Source organism: Serratia sp. CY37869, from assembly GCF_052168895.1.
In the GTDB taxonomy this organism is placed as follows: domain Bacteria; phylum Pseudomonadota; class Gammaproteobacteria; order Enterobacterales; family Enterobacteriaceae; genus Serratia; species Serratia ureilytica.
Genome location: NZ_JBJNLU010000002.1, coordinates 403,586 through 424,024, shown reverse-complemented (window position 1 = coordinate 424,024; position 20,439 = coordinate 403,586). Strand labels below are relative to the sequence as shown.

General features: G+C 62.9%; 20 protein-coding genes. 9 read left to right on the top strand and 11 right to left on the bottom strand.

The annotated features are described in order from the left end of the window. Positions 1–13 precede the first annotated feature (13 nt). The 9 genes from modC to ACJ8J1_RS12250 all read right to left on the bottom strand — a co-directional run bounded on the left by modC (position 14) and on the right by ACJ8J1_RS12250 (position 8,724). Positions 14–1,081, bottom strand: a complete 1,068-nt coding sequence (gene modC / locus ACJ8J1_RS12290; protein ID WP_016928697.1) for a molybdenum ABC transporter ATP-binding protein ModC — start codon at positions 1,079–1,081, stop codon at positions 14–16. Beyond that, positions 1,082–1,771, bottom strand: a complete 690-nt coding sequence (gene modB / locus ACJ8J1_RS12285) for a molybdate ABC transporter permease subunit (RefSeq protein WP_033642225.1) — start codon at positions 1,769–1,771, stop codon at positions 1,082–1,084. After that, the gene (modA, locus tag ACJ8J1_RS12280; RefSeq protein ID WP_033642223.1) at positions 1,768–2,541 is read right to left on the bottom strand and encodes a molybdate ABC transporter substrate-binding protein; all 774 of its coding nucleotides are present in this window, start codon (positions 2,539–2,541) and stop codon (positions 1,768–1,770) included. Before modA ends, modB begins: the two co-directional genes overlap by 4 nt. Before the next feature lie 158 nt (positions 2,542–2,699). Continuing rightward, entirely contained in the window at positions 2,700–2,849 is a 150-nt protein-coding gene (locus ACJ8J1_RS12275; protein ID WP_004939813.1) for an AcrZ family multidrug efflux pump-associated protein, read from the bottom strand. 146 nt (positions 2,850–2,995) lie between these two features. After that, positions 2,996–3,784: an ABC transporter ATP-binding protein gene (locus ACJ8J1_RS12270; protein ID WP_033642222.1), complete on the bottom strand. Its 789-nt coding sequence runs from the start codon at positions 3,782–3,784 to the stop codon at positions 2,996–2,998. Continuing rightward, on the bottom strand, positions 3,781–4,806 hold the full coding sequence (locus ACJ8J1_RS12265) for a FecCD family ABC transporter permease (RefSeq protein ID WP_033642221.1): 1,026 nt from the start codon (positions 4,804–4,806) through the stop codon (positions 3,781–3,783). The genes ACJ8J1_RS12270 and ACJ8J1_RS12265 overlap by 4 nt, the downstream gene beginning before the upstream one ends. A 1-nt stretch (position 4,807) precedes the next feature. Further along, positions 4,808–5,563: a class I SAM-dependent methyltransferase gene (locus tag ACJ8J1_RS12260; protein WP_033642220.1), complete on the bottom strand. Its 756-nt coding sequence runs from the start codon at positions 5,561–5,563 to the stop codon at positions 4,808–4,810. Position 5,564: 1 nt separating this feature from the next. Then, entirely contained in the window at positions 5,565–6,560 is a 996-nt protein-coding gene (locus ACJ8J1_RS12255) for an ABC transporter substrate-binding protein (RefSeq protein WP_033642219.1), read from the bottom strand. Positions 6,561–6,564: 4 nt separating this feature from the next. Next, positions 6,565–8,724, bottom strand: a complete 2,160-nt coding sequence (locus tag ACJ8J1_RS12250; RefSeq protein ID WP_033642218.1) for a TonB-dependent siderophore receptor — start codon at positions 8,722–8,724, stop codon at positions 6,565–6,567. A 189-nt stretch (positions 8,725–8,913) separates the two neighbouring features. On the opposite strand from ACJ8J1_RS12250, the gene modE reads away from it, so the two are divergent. From modE to gpmA, 9 genes are all read left to right on the top strand, one after another. Continuing rightward, positions 8,914–9,705, top strand: a complete 792-nt coding sequence (gene modE, locus ACJ8J1_RS12245) for a molybdenum-dependent transcriptional regulator (protein WP_033642217.1) — start codon at positions 8,914–8,916, stop codon at positions 9,703–9,705. A gap of 90 nt (positions 9,706–9,795) precedes the next feature. Next, the gene (modF, locus tag ACJ8J1_RS12240) at positions 9,796–11,283 is read left to right on the top strand and encodes a molybdate ABC transporter ATP-binding protein ModF (protein WP_033644216.1); all 1,488 of its coding nucleotides are present in this window, start codon (positions 9,796–9,798) and stop codon (positions 11,281–11,283) included. Between the two features lie 95 nt (positions 11,284–11,378). Further along, positions 11,379–11,951 (top strand): cysteine hydrolase family protein, encoded by a 573-nt coding sequence (locus tag ACJ8J1_RS12235; protein WP_033642216.1) that lies wholly within the window; start codon positions 11,379–11,381, stop codon positions 11,949–11,951. 167 nt (positions 11,952–12,118) lie between these two features. Beyond that, on the top strand, positions 12,119–12,937 hold the full coding sequence (locus tag ACJ8J1_RS12230; protein ID WP_033642215.1) for a CPBP family intramembrane glutamic endopeptidase: 819 nt from the start codon (positions 12,119–12,121) through the stop codon (positions 12,935–12,937). 284 nt (positions 12,938–13,221) lie between these two features. Next, on the top strand, positions 13,222–14,274 hold the full coding sequence (gene galT / locus ACJ8J1_RS12225) for a galactose-1-phosphate uridylyltransferase (RefSeq protein ID WP_033642214.1): 1,053 nt from the start codon (positions 13,222–13,224) through the stop codon (positions 14,272–14,274). Next, positions 14,271–15,422, top strand: a complete 1,152-nt coding sequence (galK, locus tag ACJ8J1_RS12220; RefSeq protein WP_033642213.1) for a galactokinase — start codon at positions 14,271–14,273, stop codon at positions 15,420–15,422. The genes galT and galK overlap by 4 nt, the downstream gene beginning before the upstream one ends. Next, entirely contained in the window at positions 15,416–16,459 is a 1,044-nt protein-coding gene (gene galM, locus ACJ8J1_RS12215; RefSeq protein WP_033642212.1) for a galactose-1-epimerase, read from the top strand. Before galK ends, galM begins: the two co-directional genes overlap by 7 nt. A 197-nt stretch (positions 16,460–16,656) precedes the next feature. After that, on the top strand, positions 16,657–17,004 hold the full coding sequence (locus ACJ8J1_RS12210) for a PsiF family protein (protein ID WP_033642211.1): 348 nt from the start codon (positions 16,657–16,659) through the stop codon (positions 17,002–17,004). Between the two features lie 216 nt (positions 17,005–17,220). Then, the gene (gene gpmA / locus ACJ8J1_RS12205) at positions 17,221–17,973 is read left to right on the top strand and encodes a 2,3-diphosphoglycerate-dependent phosphoglycerate mutase (RefSeq protein WP_004939834.1); all 753 of its coding nucleotides are present in this window, start codon (positions 17,221–17,223) and stop codon (positions 17,971–17,973) included. Positions 17,974–18,019: 46 nt separating this feature from the next. Here the strand turns inward: gpmA and ACJ8J1_RS12200 are convergent, their stop codons facing one another. Both ACJ8J1_RS12200 and ACJ8J1_RS12195 read right to left on the bottom strand, forming a co-directional pair. Continuing rightward, positions 18,020–19,057 (bottom strand): M48 family metallopeptidase, encoded by a 1,038-nt coding sequence (locus tag ACJ8J1_RS12200; RefSeq protein WP_046686585.1) that lies wholly within the window; start codon positions 19,055–19,057, stop codon positions 18,020–18,022. A 7-nt stretch (positions 19,058–19,064) separates the two neighbouring features. Next, entirely contained in the window at positions 19,065–20,255 is a 1,191-nt protein-coding gene (locus ACJ8J1_RS12195; RefSeq protein ID WP_033642207.1) for a YjgN family protein, read from the bottom strand. Between the last annotated feature and the right edge of the window lie 184 nt (positions 20,256–20,439).

Below are 20,439 nucleotides of genomic sequence, written 5' to 3'. Positions count from 1 at the left end.
GGGAGGGCCTGTCTTAGCGGCTCTCGCGGCTGATCGACACGCTCTTCACCTGCGCGTACAGCCACTGCCCAGGGCGGATCGCCAGTTCATCGCGCGCCCACGGCGTGATCCGCGCCCACAGCACGTGCTCCCCGACCGCCAGCTTTACTTCCACCTGCCCGTCCACGTCCAGACACTCGCTTACCTTGGCCGGCAACACGTTGCGAATGCTGCTGTTGACCGGCGGCTGCAGCACCAGCGAGACGTCGGCGGCATTGATGCGAATGCGCAGCTGGGTGCCCAATTCGGCGTCGATGCCGCTGACCCACAGCCGCTGATCGCCGAGCGCCAGCGCGGTCATGGCATAGCGTTGATGATGCTCAATCACGCTGACGCGCAGCACGCTGCTCTGATCTTCACGCTGCAGCCACGGCCGCAGCGCGCTGCTGGCCCAGACGGCTTCCAGCCCGCCGAACGCGCGCACCTCGCCGCGATCCAGCACCATCACCTGCTCGGCCAGGCGCAGGATCTCGTCCAGGCTATGGCTGACGTAGAGGATAGGGATGTTGACGTCCTGCGCCAACCGCTCCAGATACGGCAGCAGCTCGCGTTTGCGCGGCAGATCGAGCGAGGCCAGCGGCTCGTCCATCAGCAGCAGTTCCGGCGCGGTCAGCAGCGCGCGGCCGATCGCCACCCGCTGTTTTTCACCGCCGGAGAGCGTCAGCGGCAGCCGATTAAGCAGCGGCCCGATGCCCAGCAGCTCGACAATGGTATTGAACTGCGCGCGCATGCCGGCCGCCATGCCGTACTGCAGGTTACCGCGCACCCGATAATGCGGGAACAGCCGCGCATCCTGAAACACGTAGCCGATACGGCGCTTTTCCGGCGGCAGGCAGAGGCCCGCGGCGGTATCCACCAGCGTGCGGCCATTGAGCGCGATGCGCCCCTGCTGCAAACGGGTCAAGCCGCCGATGGCGTTGATCAATGAAGTTTTGCCCGCGCCGGACAGGCCGAAAATCGCGGTGATGCCCTGCGCCGGCAAATCGGCGCGGACGTTGAGATTGAGGTCGCCCAGCTGCTGCGAGAAATCCAGCTCCAGCATTTACACCCCCATCCGTTTGCGGCCCCAGCGGGCCAGCCATTCGGACACCATCAGCGAAGCCAGCGACAGCACGATGGCGATCACGCACAGACGCGCGGCGGCGGCCTCCGCCCCCGGCGTTTCAATCAGCGTATACATCGCCAGCGGAATGGTGCGGGTTTCCCCGGGAATGTTGGAGACGAAGGTGATGGTGGCGCCAAACTCCCCCAGCGAACGGGCGAAGGCCAGCACCACGCCGACAATGACGCCAGGCAGCGACAGCGGCAGCGTGATGGTGAAAAATACTCGCCACGGATTGGCGCCCAGCGTGCGCGCCGCCTGTTCCAGCCGGGTATCCACCGCCTCCAGCGCCAGCCGAATGGCGCGCACCATCAGCGGAAACGCCACCACCGCCGACGCCAGCGCGGCGCCGCGCCAGCTAAAGCTGAAGCTGAAGCCGAACCAATCGTACAGCCGCTCGCCGATGACGCCGCGCCGCCCCATGGCGATCAGCAGCAAATAACCGACCACCACCGGCGGCAGCACCAGCGGCAGGTGAATGACGCCATCGAGCAGCGCCTTGCCGGGAAAACGGCAGCGCACCAGCACCCAGGCCATCAGAATGCCGAACGGCAGGCTGCAGACTACCGCCAAACCGGAAACTTTCAGGCTCAGCTCAACCGCCTGCCACTCGTACTCGCTCAGAATCATTTACGCGGGGTGAATCCATAATGTTCGAAAATAGCGGCCGCTTCCGGGCTCTTCAAATAGGTATAGAAAGCGCTGACCGTCGGATTTTGACGATCTTTCACAATCGCCATCGGATATTCAACCGGTTTGTGGCTGTCTTCCGGGAACACGCCCACCACTTTCACCTTGTCGCTGGCGACCGCGTCGGAGCCGTAGACGATGCCGAGCGGCGCTTCACCGCGCTCCACCAGCGCCATGGCGCTACGCACATTGTTGGCGCGCGCCAGTTTCGGCTCCAGCGCGCGCCAGGCGCCCAGGTGTTCCAGCGCCTCCTTAGCGTAGATGCCGGCCGGCACGTGATCCGGATCGCCCACCGCCAGGCGGCCGCCGTTGAGCAGCTTGGCCCAGTCGGTCTGCTTGTCGATGGCGATCTTGTCTTGCTTATCGCTCTTGGCGGCGATCAGCACCAGTTCGTTGCCCAGCAGCGTGTAGCGGGTGTCTTTCACCATCTGCTGCTTATCGATGGCGTAATCCATCCACTGCTGATCGGCGGAGATAAACAGATCGGCGGGGGCGCCCTGCTCAATTTGGCGCGCCAGCGTAGAAGACGACGCGAAGGAGGAAACCACCTGCACGTCCTTGCCTTTTTGATACTGGGTGGCGATGTCCTGCAGCGCGTTGGTCAGCGACGCGGCGGCAAACACGGTGATCTTTTCCGCCGCCGAGGCCTGGGCCACCAGACCCGATGCCAACACGATCCCGCCAACCCATTTGGTCCATTGCTGTTTCATTGTTTTTCTCCGCAAGTTAACGTGCATTATCACTCTTCGTTATATAAAAAATAATATAACGTGGCGCGAAAGCTTGTCATGCGGTTTATCGGCAAAGCGTGAGATAACTTGAGGAATGCCCGCCGGGCGATGCCGACGGGTATCGGGATGGGGAACGGTCAGTGCTGGGTGCGGTTTTCTTTCGAACGGCCCACTTTGGAGAAGACGTTGAACACTTCGCCAAAACCGTAGATCAAGCCGAGAATGAGCGCCATGACCACCGGCACCATCACCACGGCGAATAACAGACTTTTCAATAATTCCAACATGATAGCCTCGCTTAACTGCCCATTGAGCGGCAAATGCCTTTCACCGCATATCGGGTTATTCTAACCCAAAAAAATCGGTAAAACCGGAGTTATTTTAGCCAGCGGGGCGAAATTGTGATCGGCTAAACGTGCCCTTTCCACCGGGCTCATGCCGGTGCGGGGTAATAGATCAGCGGCGGCGCATAGCCGGCGGGCGCCGCCAGCCGGGCCTCCACCCCGTACACCGCGCGAATGTTCTCCGGCGTCAGCGCCTGCCGCGGCGCACCTGCCGCACAGACCCTGCCCCGCTGCAGCAGCGCCACCCGATCGCAATAGCAGGCGGCCAGATTCAGATCGTGCAGCGTTACCACCACGCTGAGCTTCAGCCGCCGCAGCAAGGCCATAAACTGCTGCTGATGGGCGATATCCAGATGGTTGGCGGGCTCATCCAGCAGCAGCCACGGCGTTTGCTGCGCCAACGCGCGCGCCAGGTGCACCCGCTGCCGTTCGCCGCCGGACAGCCGCTGCCAATCGCGATCGGCCAGGTGGCTGATGCCCACTTGCTCCATCGCCTGCCCGGCGAGACGGCGATCTTCGGGGCCGAAACCGCGCCAGCGGCCGATATGGGCCAGGCGCCCCAGCAGCACCGCCTCCTTCACCGGCAGCGCGAAGGCGCCGGGGGCGGATTGCTCGAGAAAGGCGATGCGCCTGGCGCGCTCCCGCCCGGAAAACGCAGTAATTTCGCGCCCTTCCAGCCAAACGTGGCCCCCGGCGGCAGGCTGCAACCCGGCCAGCAGCTTGAGCAACGTGGATTTACCGCTGCCGTTGACGCCGAGCACGCCGGTGACCTCACCGGGCAAGGCGCAGAAATCCAGATTTTCCAGCACCGTGCGTTCGCCCGCTCGCCAGCTCACCGCTTCGGCGCGCAGGCCGGATCGCGCTTTTTCAATCGTCATGCATTGACCTTCCGATACAACAACAGCAGGAATACCGGCACCCCCAACAGCGCCGTCAGCACGCCGACCGGCAGCTCGCGCGGGGCAAACAGCGTTCTGGCCAGCGTGTCCGCCGCCACGGCGAACAGCGCGCCGCACAGCGCGCTGGCCGGCAACAGCAGCCGATGCCGCGAGCCGACCAGCCGCCGGGCGACATGCGGCACCGTCAGCCCGATAAATCCCACCGCGCCGCTGAACGCGACGATCGCCGCCGTCAGCGCGGTAGTCACCACATACAGCAGCAGCTTCAGCGGAGCCACCGCCACCCCCAACGAAGCGGCGGTCACGCCGCCGAACGCCAGCGCGTCCAGCTCACCCGCCCGCAGCCAACAAAGCAGCAGCGCCGCCGCCAGCGCCAGCCCGCACAGCCCGACCTGCGGCCAGCGCGCGTCGCTGAACGATCCCAGCAGCCAGAACATCACGCCGCGCGTGACGTTGGCGTCCGCCTGCCAGAGGGTGATCAGCGAAGTTAACGCAGAAAGCAGCTGCGTCACCGCCACCCCGGCCAGAATAAACAGCGTGGACTCCCCCTGCAGCGAACGCCCGGCCAGCAGCATCACCAACGCAAATGCTCCCAGCGCGCCGATAAACGCGCCGCCGGACACCGACAGCAGGCCGCCCCCCAGCCCCAATACCAATACCGTTACCGCCCCCACGCCGGCGCCGGAGGAGATGCCCAGCACCCAGGGATCGGCCAGCGGGTTGCGGGTCAGCGACTGCAGCACGGTGCCCGCCAACGCCAGCCCGGCGCCGGCCAGCGCCGCCAACAGCGCGCGCGGCATCCGCAGCGACCAGATGATGCGCTGATACACCTCGGCGTCGGTCGCCGCACTGCCGCTGACGCCGAACACGATGCGCCAGGCGTCGTGCCACGCGATCGGCGCAGGCCCCGACAGGGTGGCGCCCAGCAGGGCCAGCGGCAGCGCCGCCGCCAGCAACAGCAGCCAACCGGCCTTACGGCCGGGCAGTAACCCCCGGATCATGCTATTTCCAGCCTGCGATCACATAGTCGTCCAACAGCTGCCACACCGTCCCCGCCTCGCTGAAACCGGCTTGTCTAAGCGCCGCGAGCTGGAAATCCACCGGCGTCGGCGGCGGCACCGGGCGGCCGGCGAACAGCGCTTCACGCTCGGCCTGATAAGCGGCCAGCGCCGGCGATTGCAGCGCGCCCGCAAACCAGCGATCCCAATCCTCGACGCCGTTGTCCCAGGCGCGCTGTTGGGTCTGCTCGTCGTGCCGCTCCGCCAACGCTTTCAGCCGCGGCTGACGCTGGTCATAGCGCTGATGATCGGCGTTCAGGAACACGCCGCCGTCGGCCAGCAGCCCGGCAACGTTGCGGTACAGCGCCAGCTGCTGCTCGGGCATCAGCCAGTGCAGCGCCGTGCTGGACACCGCCGCCTGCGGCGCGGGGCCGGACAGCGCGGCAAAACAGGCCGGATCCGCCAGATCGGCCTGCAGAATGCGGATCCGATCGCCGTACTCCGCCAGCGCACCGCGCGCCACCGCCAGCAACAGCGGATCGAGATCGATGGCGGTCACCCTGGCCTGCGGAAAGCGCTGCAAAATGCGCAGGCTCAGCGATCCCGGGCCGCAGGCCAGATCCACCACGTGAAAATCCTGGCCGGCGGCCAGCGCCAGCACCTCCAGCTGGGCGTTAAAACGCGCTTCCCGTTCGGCGATGTAGGCCGCCTGCTGGCGATCCCAGGAGTCCAGCAGCGAAGAGAATGAAACGGCAGTCATATCAAGGTTCCTTGTTGGAAAAAGTCGGCGCCTGCGGCGGCAAGGCCGCCAGGCCCCGAATCAAACGGCCCAGCGCCGCCACGGTGCGGGCGGAAGGGTCCATGTCGTAACCGGGGAGGATCACGTAGCGCCGCTGACGCACGGCGCGCAGCGTCGCGGTCAGCGGGTGATGTTCCAGAAAGGCGATTTTGTCGGCCGCGCTGTCGCCGAGGCCGCCGCGCGGCAGATCGCCAAGCACGATCGCATCCGGATCGCGGGCGGCGATAACCTCCCAGGACACCGTCGGCCACAGCTCGGGCCGATCGCCGAACAGGTTCTCGCTACCGACGCTGCGGCTCAGCAAACCTGGCGCGCCGCAGCAGCCCGCCACGTAGGGCGTTTGCGCGCCGGCATACCACCACAGCAGACGTAAATGCGGCAGCGGCGCGCGCTGCGCCTCAAACGCCCTCAGCTGCCCGCGCAGCCGCGCGACCAGCGCTTCACCGGCGCTGCTGACGTTGAAAATGCGCGCCAGCTCCCGCAGCTCGGTGAAAATGTCTTCGAACGTCAGCGCGGCGGCGATCGCGCTTTGCTGGCCGCTGCAGGCGCCGGGAGAGAGATAAGTGCCGATGCCCCATTCTGCCAGCCGCGCCCGATCGGGCGTTTCCGGGCTGTGCAGCCAGTAATAGCTAGCCGAATAGACAAAATCCGGCCGCATCAGCAGCAACGCTTCCGCCGTGGGCGGCGCCGGGCTGGTGGGCGCCTGCAATGTCTCGGCCGACGCCGTTGGCACGGGATCGCGCGTGCGGTCATACCCGACCACGCCGATCGCGCGGCCAGCCAGCCCCAGCGCCATCAGGTTTTCCAGCGCCGGGTTGGCGTAAACCAGCACCCGCTGCGGCGGCTGCGGGTAATCGCGCGTTACCCCGCAATTTTGCAGGCTGACGGCATCGGCACGCAGCGGCGCGCTGCCGCCCAATTCCAGGGCGCACAACAGCAGGGCAAGCCAGCCTTTCACGCCGTCAGAACCTGACCGACACGAAGGTTTCATAGCTGCGCGGCAGCGCGATCAGCGCCTGGTCCGGGTAAGTACGCTGATAGGCGTACAGCTGGTTGGTGGCGTTGCGAATGCGAAAACCAACATCGACGATCGGCGTCAGCTGATAGTCTGCCGCCAGATCGAGCGTGGTGTACGCGCGCATCTTGCGCCGGTTGGCGTCGTCGTTGTAGCTGCTGCCGACGTAGCGCAGCGAAGAAGCCAGCCCCAGGCGCTCCGTCGCCTGATAATGCACGCTGAGGTTGGCGGTCCAGTCCGGGATATAGGCCGGGCGATTGCCGTTGTAGCTGCGCAGCGGGCTACCGCCGCGATAGTCGTCGTAGCGGGCATGCGTGTAAGCGGCGTTGCCGGCCAGCTCCCAGCGTTCGTCGGGACGCAGCACCACGCCAAGCTCAATGCCGCGCGACGTCTGCCTGCCTACCGCGTTCAACGCATCCGGCCGCTGCGCGTCGGGCACAAACAGGTTGTCCTTGCGCAGTTCGTACAGCGCCAGCGTCGCCTCGCCCTTGTTCCCCCAGAACTGCCCTTTGGCGCCGGCCTCCCACTGGCGCGCTCGCGTCAGCGGCAGATCGGTCTGCGTTGGGCTGAGGAAGAACAGATCGTTGCCCGGCTCCTGGCCGGTGGTGTAGTTGGCGTAGAGCGTGAGGTTGTCGGTCAATGCATAGCTGGGGCCCAGGCTCCAGGTGCTGAAAACGTAGGTGTGCGCGCGGCTCTCTTCCTGCGGCCCCTGGAAGCGCCAGTCCATGTTCATATGGTTGTAGCGCAGCTGGCCCAGCAACGCTAAACGCTCGGTCAGGCTGAAGCGATCCTCGAGAAAGGCGGCGTACTGGTTCTGGGTAACGTGGCGCACCGGCGCGCGTTGGCGGTCGGTACCCTGGGCGAACGGCTCTCTGGGCGGCGCGCCAAGCGGTACGTCTTCCGAGCCGGGGAAACCGTTGGAATAATACTGAAAATGCCGCTTGCTCAGATCGAGGCCGACCAGCAACCGGTTATCAAAACCGGCGATGGCGCGGTCGAATACCAGCGAACTGCGGTTGCCGATCAGATCGTCGTCGTGCGCCAGGGCGCCGAAGGAGTCGCGGTTGACGTCGCCGGGCCGGGCCGCCGCCGCGACGCGGAAGCGCTCGACGTTGCGCCATTCGCGAAAGCCGCTGTAGTAATAGAATTGGTTATGCCATTCCACTTCGGGCGTCATAAACCAGTCCAGGCTGGCCTGAAATGCGGTGGCGTTGCTCTGGATGCGGCTGTCGGTCAGGTTGTTGTAATTGATGTCGCGCAGCTCGCCGGCAATGCGCCCGTCCAGCAGCGGCGTGCCGTAGTAAGGGTTGTTGGTGCGGTTGAGCATGCGGTCCAGGCTAAGCGTCAACAGCGCATCGTCCGTCAGCTTAAACAGCAGCGAGCCGGAAACCCGCTTCTGCCGATCGCGTTCATACTGCACGTTGCTGCCGCTGTCGTTGCCGCTGACGTCCAACCGGTACGCCACCGCATCGTCCACCAGCGCGCCGCCGGCCCCCAGATGCAGACGCTGGCTGCGGTAGCTGCCGAAGCCATAATCGAGCTCGAGCGGCTGGCGGCTGAAGGTCGGCCGCCGCGAGATCAGGTTGACGCTGCCGCCCGCGGCGCTCAGGCCGTTCAAGGCCGATCCCGGCCCGCGCAGTACCTCGATGCTGTCGTAATGCGCCGGATCGCCCAGCTGCAGCGTGCTGCCGGGCATCTCCACGCCGTTATACAACCAGGCGATAGGCCGGAAACCGCGCGCGGAAAAGTTATTGGACAACGTTGGCGAAGCGACGCCGGACAGACCGGTGGCATGCTCGACGGCGGCGGCCAGCGAGCGGTCGCCCCGCTGTTGGATCGCTCTTGCGCTGATGATATCGACGCTGCGCGGCGTTTCCCGAGCGGTCAGCCCGAGCTGCGAAGCGCTGCGGCTCACGGCGCTCAACGCATCGTAGCGCCCGGCGGGGGCCGCCGCCTCCACGGTGAGCTGTTCTTCGCACCCCGTGGCATTGCGGGCTTTATCGCAGTCGGCAGCGAAAGCCAGCGGCGCCGTCAGTGCGCCGCCGACCCAAGCGGCAAGGCATAAAGATTTTCTGGGCGTGACAAGACGCCGGCGTGTCGTACTCATGTGGAGCATCCCTGTGGTGAAATAAAAACCGGCCGTAAGCCGGCGTAAAGCCTTATCGTTTTTCTGTTATGTTATATTATAACAACAAAGCAATGCCAGTCTTTATTGCCCCGCGCTCCACCGCACTGCGTTTGGCGCTTTGCCGCCAAATCGGCGACAATACGATTTTTGCCGCCGACAGGATGCGCTATGCAGGCCGAAATTCTTCTGACTCTCAAACTCCAGCAAAAGCTGTTCGCCGATCCGCGCCGCATCGCGCTGCTGAAACAGGTGCAGCACACCGGCTCCATCAGCCAGGGCGCCAAACTGGCGGGCATCAGCTACAAAAGCGCCTGGGACGCCATCAATGAGATGAACCAACTGGCGGAACAAACGGTGGTGGAACGCGCCACCGGCGGCAAAGGCGGCGGGGGCGCGCATTTGACGCACTACGGCCAACGGCTGATCCAGCTGTACGATCTGCTGGGCCAGGTGCAGCAAAAAGCTTTCGACGTGTTGCAGCAGGACGATCTGCCGCTCGACAGCCTGCTGGCGGCCATCTCGCGCTTCTCGCTGCAAACCAGCGCGCGCAATCAGTTCTTCGGCACCGTCATCGAACGCGATCATCAGCAGGTGCAGCAGCACCTGGCGATTTTGTTGAACGACGGCACTACTCGCCTGATGGCGGCCGTCACCCAACAAAGCGCCGACCGGCTGCAGCTGACGCCGGGTAAAGAGGTGCTGGCGCTGATCAAGGCGCCATGGGTGCGGTTAAGCGTCGAGACGGAGGAGCATACCGGCGCAGATAACGCGCTGGCGGGCGTGGTGGCCGGCATTCAGCCGGGCGCCGAACACAGCGAGGTGCTGGTGACGCTGGCGGGCGGCGAAACCCTGTGCGCCACCCTGACGACAGCGGAGCTGCAGCGCCTGCAGCTGAGCGTCGGCGCCGCCGTACACGCCCTGTTCAACGCCGACCACGTGATTGTCGCCACGTTGTGTTAAGCGCAACGTAACGTTGCATTTTTGTTGATTGACATCCCCCTGCAATGCGCCTATTTCTAAGGCAAATAATTGCAAAAAAAGGAACAGGTGATGTCGTCGTTGCACATTTCGCAAGGTTCATTCCGCTTAAGCGATACCCGCACCCTGACGCTGGATGCACTGGCGATCCAGGCCGGCGACAGCTGGGCCTTCGTCGGCGCCAACGGCAGCGGCAAATCCGCCCTGGCGCGCGCGCTGGCCGACGAACTGGTTCTGCTGCGCGGCGAACGCCGCAGCGACTTTCAGCATGCGGTGCGCATCTCCTTCGAACAGTTGCAAAAGATGGTCAGCGACGAGTGGCAACGCAACAATACAGATCTGCTCAGCGCGGACGAAGACGACACCGGCCGTACCGCGGCGGAGATCATTCAGGAAGAGGTGAAAGACGCCGCGCGCTGTGAGCGACTGGCCGCGCAGTTCGGCATTACCGCCCTGCTGACGCGCCGCTTCAAATACCTCTCCACCGGCGAAACGCGCAAAACCCTGCTGTGCCGCGCGCTGATGCCGCAGCCCGACCTGCTGATCCTCGATGAACCTTTCGACGGGCTGGACGTCCACTCACGCGCGCAGCTCGCCGCGCTGCTGAGCGAGCTTTCCGCCCAGGGGCAGACCGTGGTGCTGGTGCTCAACCGTTTCGACGAAATACCGGATTTTGTCCGGCAGGTGGGCGTGCTGGCGGACTGCACCCTGACCAACCGCGGGCCGCGCAGCCAGGTGATGGCGGACGCGCTGGTGGCGCAGCTGGCGCACAGCGAAAATCTCAGCGGGCTGGCGCTGCCGGAAACGGAGGATCCGGCGCATAAAGTGGCCCTGCCGGCGGATCGTCCGCTGATCGTCCTGCGTGACGGCGTGGTCAGCTATAACGATCGGCCGATCCTCAATCATCTCGACTGGCAGGTTAACCCTGGTGAACACTGGCAGATCGTCGGTCCGAACGGCGCCGGCAAATCCACCCTGCTCAGTTTGATCACCGGCGATCACCCGCAGGGCTACAGCAACGATCTGACGCTGTTCGGCCGCCGCCGCGGCAGCGGGGAAACCATCTGGGAAATCAAACGCCATATCGGCTACGTCAGCAGCAGCCTGCATCTGGATTATCGCGTCAACACCAGCGTGCGCAACGTGGTGCTGTCGGGGTTCTTCGATTCGATCGGCATTTATCAGGCGGTCTCGGATCGCCAGCGGCAGCTGACAGAGCAATGGCTGGCGCTGCTCGGGCTCAACGGCGCGCGCGGTGACGCCCCGTTCCACAGCCTTTCCTGGGGCCAACAGCGACTGGCGCTGATCGCCCGTGCGCTGGTGAAACACCCGGCGCTGCTGATCCTCGACGAACCGCTGCAAGGGCTGGATCCGCTCAATCGCCAGCTGGTGCGCCGCTTCATCGACGTGCTGATCGGCCAGGGCGCCACGCAGTTGCTGTTCGTTTCGCACCATGCCGAAGATGCGCCGCAGTGCATCACCCACCGCCTCAGCTTCGTGCACGACGGCGAGGGCGGCTACGGCTATCAACACCAGCGGCTGGAGGCAGCCTCCGTCTGAAACGCGGCGTAAACATATCCGGCAACACTTCACCGCAGCACATCACATTTGGCCTTTTATCATAGAAAGAAAGAAGGCCATTTTCTGGAGACGCCATGTCCGCTGCGTTGATTATCATCGACCTGATCGAGGATCTTATCGGGCCCAAAGGCCGCGCCAACCACTGCCGTGAACAGGTGGCGGCGACCCACCTGCTCGCCAACGTCAATGCCGCCGCGGCCTATGCGCGGGTGCGAAAAATCCCGGTAATTTGGGTGCGGGTGGGATTCGCCGACGATTATCATGACATCCCGCCTCACTCGCCGCTGTTCAACCATCTCAAGCAGATCGGCGCGCTGCGGCTAAATGGCCCGGGATGCCGCTGGGTGCCCGAACTGCACCGGGAAGAGACCGATCTGCAGTTTGAAAAAACGGCGGTTAGCGCCTTCTCCGGTAACAATTTGTTAGCCTGGCTGCGGCAACATCGGTGCCACCATTTGCTGCTGGCGGGCATCAGCACGCCGCTCGCCATCGAAAGCACCGCGCGTCAGGCGCACGACGCCGGCTTTCAGGTGACCGTATTGCACGATCTGTGCGCAGCCCCTACGCAGGAGATCCACCAGCAGAGTCTGGATACCCTGCAAAATCTGGCCGAAATCACCCGTTCGCAGGCCTGGATGAGAGGTTAACCCGCATCGCCGCCGGTTGTGTCGGCCGGCATAATGCACGAATGCATCACTGCCCCGACCTTTAGCGTCATTCTGGTGTGCTACTATCCGCTTTAGCGCTCAATTTCGCCATCATCGCACGCCGCAAAGGCGCTGAGCGCCGTGTACATATTTTAAAGGGACATATTATGTGGGGCGTACTGGCTGCTTCGTTATTTTTCTTGCCGTTTAACCGGCTGATAGCCTGGGTGATCCTGGCCGCCTCGGCGGGCATGGGGCTTTATCATGGGGTGCTGACGCCACTCAGCCTGGGTTGCCTGTTGGCCATCGTGGCGCTGGCGGGTCTACGTCATTATTTTCGCGCGCAGCGTAATCTGGCGATCGCGCTCGAAGGGTTGGTGATCGCCGGCTGCGTGGCGCTGTTCTTGCATCTGGTGCCTGGCATCCACAACCAGCTGATGATCGACGGCGAAAAGGCCGGCCCGCTCAGCGCGCCGTTCACCATGTATTACAACTTCGACAAGGCGATGGTGCCGTTCCTGCTGTTCGCCTGCTTGCCCACATTGTTTTCCGCCGAACGCGGCGGCAACGGCGGCAAGGCGGGCTGGATTGCGCTGCTGCTGGCCGTGCCGGCGCTGTTGCTGCTGGCCGTGGCGCTGGGCGGTTTAAAAATCGAACTGCATGCGCCCGCCTGGATCCTGCCGTTCGTGATGGCGAACCTGTTCTTCGTCTGCATGGCCGAAGAAGCGCTGTTTCGCGGCTACCTGCAACAGCGCCTCAGCCAATGGCTGGGGGCCTGGCCGGCGCTGATCGTCGCCGCCCTGGTGTTCGGCGCCGCGCATTTGGCCGGCGGCATGCTGATGGTGATCTTCGCGACGCTGGCCGGCGTGATCTACGGCCTGGCATGGATGTGGAGCGGCCGCCTGTGGGTGCCGATTCTGTTCCATTTCGGGCTTAACCTCACCCATCTGCTGTTCTTCACCTACCCGCTGTATCAGCACCCCTGACGGCTGACGCCGGCAGAGAGCCTCTCTCTGCCGGTTGACCAGGTGAAAGCGCTATCACCGGCAGCTCACCGCAATCCCCTCAATCACGTAGCCACCGGCTCATCTCCGCCCATCCGGCGCTTTTCAATCAAGTGTAAACGATTCCATTTTTCGCGTTGGATCACCTTTTTATCGCCGCGGGCATGCTATCTTTTTGCGCAATGTACTCTCCCTTTTCAGCAACGGGCGTATCAAGACGGCGGCTGAAAGCGATTACACCTCGTCGACGCCAAGAAAGGAACCGTATGACGGCATTTAACCCTATCGATCATCCACACCGCCGCTATAACCCGCTGAGCGGCCAATGGGTGCTGGTCTCACCGCACCGCGCCAAGCGCCCCTGGCAGGGCCAACAAGAGGCCGTCCCCACGGCAACGCTGCCGGCGCACGATCCCGACTGTTTCCTGTGCCCGGGCAACGCGCGCGTCACCGGCGATCGCAATCCGGATTATCGCGGCACCTACGTCTTCACCAACGATTTCGCCGCGCTGATGAGCGATACGCCGCCGGCGCCCGACAGCCAGGATCCTTTGATGCGCAGCCAGAGCGCGCGCGGCGTCAGCCGGGTGATCTGCTTCTCTCCCGATCACAGCAAGACCCTGCCCGAATTGACGCTGCCGGCGCTGGAGCAGGTGGTCGCCGCCTGGCAGGCGCAAACCGATGAGCTGGGCAGGCAGTACCCCTGGGTACAGCTGTTCGAAAACAAAGGCGCGGCGATGGGCTGCTCCAATCCGCACCCGCACGGGCAGGTCTGGGCCAACAGTTTTCTGCCGAACGAGGCCGAGCGCGAAGATCGCCTGCAGCACGAGTATTTTCAGGAACATGCCTCCCCGCTGCTGCTGGACTACGCGCAGCGCGAGCTGGCCGCCGGCGAACGCATCGTGGTGAACACCGAGCACTGGTTGGCGGTGGTGCCCTACTGGGCCGCCTGGCCGTTTGAAACGCTGCTGCTGCCGAAAGCGGCGGTGCAGCGCATTACCGATCTCAGCGCGGCACAAAGCCAAGATCTGGCGCTGGCGCTGAAGAAGCTGACCAGCCGCTACGACAACCTGTTCCAGTGCTCCTTCCCCTATTCGATGGGATGGCACGGTGCGCCGTTCAACGGTGCCGACAATCGGCACTGGCAGCTGCACGCCCATTTCTACCCGCCGTTGCTGCGTTCAGCCAGCGTGCGCAAATTTATGGTCGGTTACGAGATGCTGGCGGAAACCCAGCGCGACCTGACCGCCGAACAGGCCGCAGCGCGTCTGCGCGCCGTCAGCGATATTCATTACCGTGAAGCCGGAGCCCAAGCATGAGCCTGAAACCGCTTACCCATTCCCTGTTTACCGAACACTTCGGCTACGCGCCGGCGTTGACCATCCAGGCGCCGGGGCGGGTGAACCTGATCGGCGAGCATACCGATTACAACGACGGCTTCGTACTGCCCTGCGCCATCGATTATCAAACCGTCATCGCCTGCGCCAAGCGCGACGACCGCCAGATCCGCGTCCTCGCCGCCGATTATCAGAATCAGCAGGATCAATTCTCGCTCGACGATCCGATCGTCAGCCACCCCGATCAGCGCTGGTCCGACTATGTGCGCGGCGTGGTGAAGCACCTTCAGCGCCGCAGCGCCGACTTCGGCGGCGCGGATCTGGTGATCGCCGGGAATGTGCCGCAAGGGGCGGGGCTCAGCTCCTCCGCCGCGCTGGAAGTGGCGGTAGGCCAGGCGCTGCAGGCGCTCTATCAGCTGCCGCTGGACGGCGTCGCGCTGGCGCTGAACGGCCAGGAGGCGGAGAACCAATTCGTCGGCTGCAACTGCGGTATCATGGACCAGCTGATCTCCGCGCTCGGCCGGCGCGACAGCGCTCTGCTGATCGACTGCCGCTCGCTGGAGACCCGCGCGGTGCCGATGCCGGACAGCGTGGCGGTGGTGATCATCAACTCCAATGTGCAACGCGGGCTGGTGGACAGCGAATACAACACCCGCCGCAAACAGTGCGAAGAAGCGGCGCGTTTCTTCGGCGTCAAGGCGCTGCGCGACGTCAGCCCCGAACAGTTTGCAGCGCGTCAACATGAGTTGGATCCGTTGGTGGCCAAACGCGCGCGCCATGTCATCAGCGAGAATGCCCGCACGCTGGCGGCGGCCGATGCGCTGGCGGCCGGCGATCTGCAACGCATGGGCCGGCTGATGGCGGAGTCTCACGCCTCGATGCGTGACGACTTTGAAATCACCGTGCCGCCAATCGATCGGTTGGTCGAGATTGTCAAAGCGACCCTCGGCCCGCGCGGCGGCGTGCGCATGACCGGAGGCGGCTTTGGCGGCTGCATCGTCGCGCTGATGCCACAGGACCTCGTGGAAACGGTGCGCGCCGCCGTGGCGCACGAGTATCCGCTGCAAACCGGCGGATTGCGGGAAACGTTTTACGTCTGCCAGGCTTCGCAGGGGGCCGGCACATGCTGACGGTGAGCACGGAAGCGGCGCCCGATGGGCAGCCTTACCAGCTGACGCGGCTGCAAAACGCCGGCGGCATGACCGTCACCCTGATGGACTGGGGCGCCACCTGGTTGTCCGCGGTATTACCGCTCACATCCGGCGAAAAACGCGAGCTGCTGCTCGGCTGCCGCAGCGCCGCGGACTATCAACGTCAGGGCGCCTATCTGGGCGCCACCGTTGGCCGTTACGCCAACCGCATCGCCAATGCCAGCCTGCCCATCGTCGGTAAATCCCATGCGCTGCTCGCCAATCAGGGCGCGCACCAGTTGCACGGCGGCCCCGACGGTTTTCATGCCCGCCGCTGGCGCCGGGTACAGCAGGATGCGCACCAGGTCTGCTATGCGCTGCATTCAGCGGATGGCGATCAGGGCTTCCCCGGCAATCTCGACGTGCAGGTTTGCTACCGCCTGACCCCCGATAATCGTCTGGAAATCAGCTATCTGGCGCAGGTCGATCGCCCCTGCCCGGTCAACCTGACCAACCACGCCTATTTCAATCTGGACGGCCCCGGCACCGACGCCCGCGCCCAACGGCTGCAGCTGTTCGCCGATCGCTATCTGCCCGTCGACGCCGAGGGCATTCCCTGCGCCGAGCTGACGCCGGTGGACGGCAGCGGCATGGATTTTCGTCAACCGAAAACGCTGCTGCAGGATTTCCTGCGCGATCGCGACCAACAGCGGGTCAACGGCTACGATCACGCCTTTCTGTTGCACCGCATCTGCGGCGCGCTGGAAAGCCCGGCGGCCCATTTATGGTCCGCCGACGGGCAGGTGCAAATGAGCGTGTTCACCGACGCACCTGCGCTGCAACTCTACAGCGGCAATTTTCTGGCCGGCACGCCGGCGCGCGACGGCGGCAGCTATGCCAACCATGCCGGCGTGGCGCTGGAAAGCGAGTTTTTGCCGGACAGCCCGCACCATCCCGAGTGGCCGCAGCCGGATTGCTGGCTGCAGCCGGGGAGCCGCTACCGCAGCGCCACGCATTATCAGTTTTATCCTATCTAACCCGCCATGCCCCTCGCCGTACGGCCGGGGGCGATTTGTTATAAATGCTTACCTTTTAGCCCTATCCCCCCGCCGGCGCCCACCTTCCCTTATTCCAAAGCGCGCACTACACTCAGGCTACCGTGATAAGCACAACGCCTTGTGCAACGTCACAATTTTCGGCCGATGGCGGCCAATCAATAGCTGAAGGAACACCTATGCGTCTGATTACTGCACTTCCATTGCTGGCGGGCTTAATGCTGAGCACCAATCTGATGGCGGCCGACGCGACGACGGCGACGAAAACGCCTTCGCCGGCGCAGGCGGCCCAACAGAAACGCATGACCGATTGCAACCAGCAGGCATCCACCAAGTCGCTGAAAGGCGCGGACCGCTCCACCTTTATGAGCACCTGTCTGAAATCCGAAGGCGCCGCTGCAACGGGCAAAACCCTGACGCCGCAGCAGCAGAAGATGAAAAGCTGCAACGCCGACGCCAAGACCAAGGATCTGAAGGGCGACGCGCGTAAAACCTTCATGAGCAACTGCCTGAAAAAATCGGCCTGATTTTCCCTCTGCCACGGCGCGTCCGAAGCGATTCCGACGCGCCGTTTCTCCCCCTTCCGCCCCAGCCTGAACGATTCAGCTTTTTCCTTTCTCCAGCCCTTACTTTGCGGCAAGAAATTGGCTATGGTTAGACACTATCGATTGCCGAGCCCCGGCCCGCGGCAATATAATGATTTTCGTTATCATTGAAATGTCAGATTATTAAGGAGTTAAGCTATGGCTGTAACTAAGCTGGTTCTGGTGCGTCACGGCGAAAGCCAGTGGAACCAAGAAAACCGCTTCACCGGTTGGTATGATGTTGATCTGTCCGACAAGGGCCGCACCGAAGCGAAAGCAGCAGGCAAGCTGTTGAAAGAAGAAGGTTTCACTTTCGACTTCGCTTACACCTCCGTACTGAAGCGCGCGATCCACACCCTGTGGAACATCCTCGACGAGCTGGATCAGGCCTGGTTGCCAACCGAAAAATCCTGGAAGCTGAACGAACGTCACTACGGCGCGCTGCAGGGTCTGAACAAAGCCGAAACCGCTGAAAAATACGGCGACGAGCAGGTGAAGCAATGGCGTCGCGGCTTCGCGGTGACCCCGCCGGAGCTGACCAAAGAAGACGAACGTTATCCTGGCCACGATCCGCGTTACGCCTCGCTGACCGAGCAAGAGCTGCCGCTGACCGAAAGCCTGGCGCTGACCATCGATCGCGTTATCCCTTACTGGGACGAAGAGATCCTGCCACGCATCAAGAGCGGCGAGCGCGTGATCGTTGCGGCGCACGGCAACTCGCTGCGCGCGCTGGTGAAATACCTGGATAACCTGAGCGAAGACGAAATCCTCGAGCTGAACATCCCAACCGGCGTGCCGTTGGTGTATGAGTTCGACGAGAACTTCAAGCCAACCAAACGTTACTACCTGGGTAACGCCGATGAGATCGCTGCAAAAGCGGCGGCCGTGGCGAACCAGGGTAAAGCGAAGTAATTTCGCCGGTTCACGAAAAAGCCCCCGGTTTTCACCGGGGGCTTTTTTATTTCTGCTGCGCCATCGCCTCATTTACCGCATCCAGCCGTTCCTGCATCGCCGGATGAGTGCTGAGCCAGGCAGGCAGCGCCCAGTCATCGGTCTTTTCTCGTTCAGGCGCCTGCGCCAACGCGCGGTAGATCGCCGCCATTTCCGCCAGCGAACGCCCCTGGCGCTGCATTTCCGCTATCGCAAACGCATCCGCCTCACGCTCCATCCCGCGAGAAAACTGCATCTCATTTACGAAGGATGCGGACTGCAGCAACGTGTCGCCGATGCCGCTGACGTCACCCGTCATCCACATCAGCGTCAATGCCACCAGTGACGAGCGCACCAACATGCGCATCGGATGGCGATAAGCGTGATGCCCCATTTCGTGCAGCATCACCGCCGCCAAGCCATCGTCGTTTTTCGACAAGGTGACCAGGCTATCGCTGAGCACCAGCGTGCCGTCCGGCAACATAAAGGCGTTCGGCGCGCCGGGCGCCGCCATCAACTTCAGCGAGAGCGGCGTGCGCTCTTGGCGCATGTCGGCCGGCATCACCTGCCGGAACAGCTGCTGCAGCGCCCGTTGCCGTTCGGCCGGCAGTGCCGAGGGCGCGAAGCCACTCTGCTCCAAGAACGTCTGCGTATGTTCGCCCAGCTTCTGTTCCACCGAGGTGGGGATGCGCATGGCGATCTCGCTGCTCGCCCACGGCAGCACCACGTAAACGTAAGTCACTACCGCCAGCAGCGTCATCAGCAGCGCCAGGGCGACGCCGCGTTTATGGCGTTCCAGGCGATGCACCCAACCCGGCGAACGGCGCTGATAGAACCAGCGGCGAAAGGCCGCGTCGTCATCGGGCACAAAACGCCCGCCGCCCTTGAAGGTAAGCGTCAGCGGAATATTGCCCAGCGCGGCAGAAACGGTGATGTCCGTCAGCGGGATGTAACGCTGTTCATCCTGCCGCTGCAACGTCACGCCTTCGCCGCTTTCGTTCACCAGCAGACGAGCCGCCTCACGTGCGGCCCGCCCCGGCAACTGATAAGCGCCTTCAAGGATCATCGGCGCCTCAGAAGCTGCCGCCCAGATCCAGCGCCTGCACCGCTTCTTCGGCCACCGCGCTGTTGGCGGTTTCCTGATGCGCCGTAATGTCCAGCAGCGCCAGATCGCCTTCAACCGCCGTGCACGCCGCCAGATAACGGGCATGACGCACTTCCGCCACCGGCGCCGCCAAACCGAGCGAGAACAGGGTAATCAGGGTATTGGTGATCAACAATCCCATGTACGGCAGCGTTTTCATTGAGGAATGCAGCTTGATGTCGCCGTTCAGCCTTGCCTGGTTAAACAGGTAGTTGCGTTGGGCGACAACTTGGTAGCTGCTGGCCACCAGGGCGCCGATCAGCAGCACCACCATCATCAGCAGAAGGCTGCTGATATTGTCCAGCACCAGCACATCGATGGCTTCGTTGGTCAACATGCCCATCAACACCATCTGATAGAGGGTAAAGAAGAACGAACCGATGCACACCAGCGCGACCAACATGAACGGCAGGAATATGAGCAGGCCGATCAAGGCAAATTTGATAAAGGCCGATTTCTTCAGTTCGGCAATAAACGGCGTGTTCCCGAAAAACAGGTTATTAACGTACAAATCATGCTGCAGTGCGCTAATAATGCCGTTTACCGCCGCAAATGCCGGCACGGCCAAAATCAGCGTCAGCACCAGCATAAATGCGATGGCGTTGATGCTGCCAAGACCGCTGCCAATGCCGAGCAAGACGATCAGACCGACATACAGTCCGATAATCAGCAATAACGGGCAGAATAGCAAAGCCCAATAGGCGCGCCCGGTGCGGCAGACATAATTAAAGCGCACGCCGCGATAGCTCGACATAATCGCATTGTAGCGCCAGCTGCGGATAACGATCCACGGCAACAGGGCAAGCAATACCAGCAGCGCCAACAGCCCCAGCAATGGCGTCACCGCCAGCAGGAAATAAAATACGATGATGCCGCCGATCACCAACAGCCGTCCTTTCAGAATTTGCAGCGGCTGCGCATGATAATCGAAACGATCGCCGTCCAATTCCGTGTTGCCGTAAAAATAGCGACGACGACGCACCGTCGCCCAGGCGGAATAAATGCCCAGGGTCAGAGCGGTCAATAACGCGTTGACTAACCAAATAGCGAAGTACTCACCACCTTTCCCATGGAATTTAATCCGGTGCAGCCCCAGCGGCTGCGAGGTATTGTTTGTCATAATTCTTTCATCCTGAAAGGAATAAGGTCATACCACTCCCCACTTATTAGGCCTGCGGGGTTTATGGAATAAAAAAGCGTCTTATATAAGCACAATGCCGAGAGCGGTGACAATTATTCTTTTATTAAATAGGAATAATGCGAATACGGCCGCTTAAAGATTTAATAAGCCTATTGACTGTAGG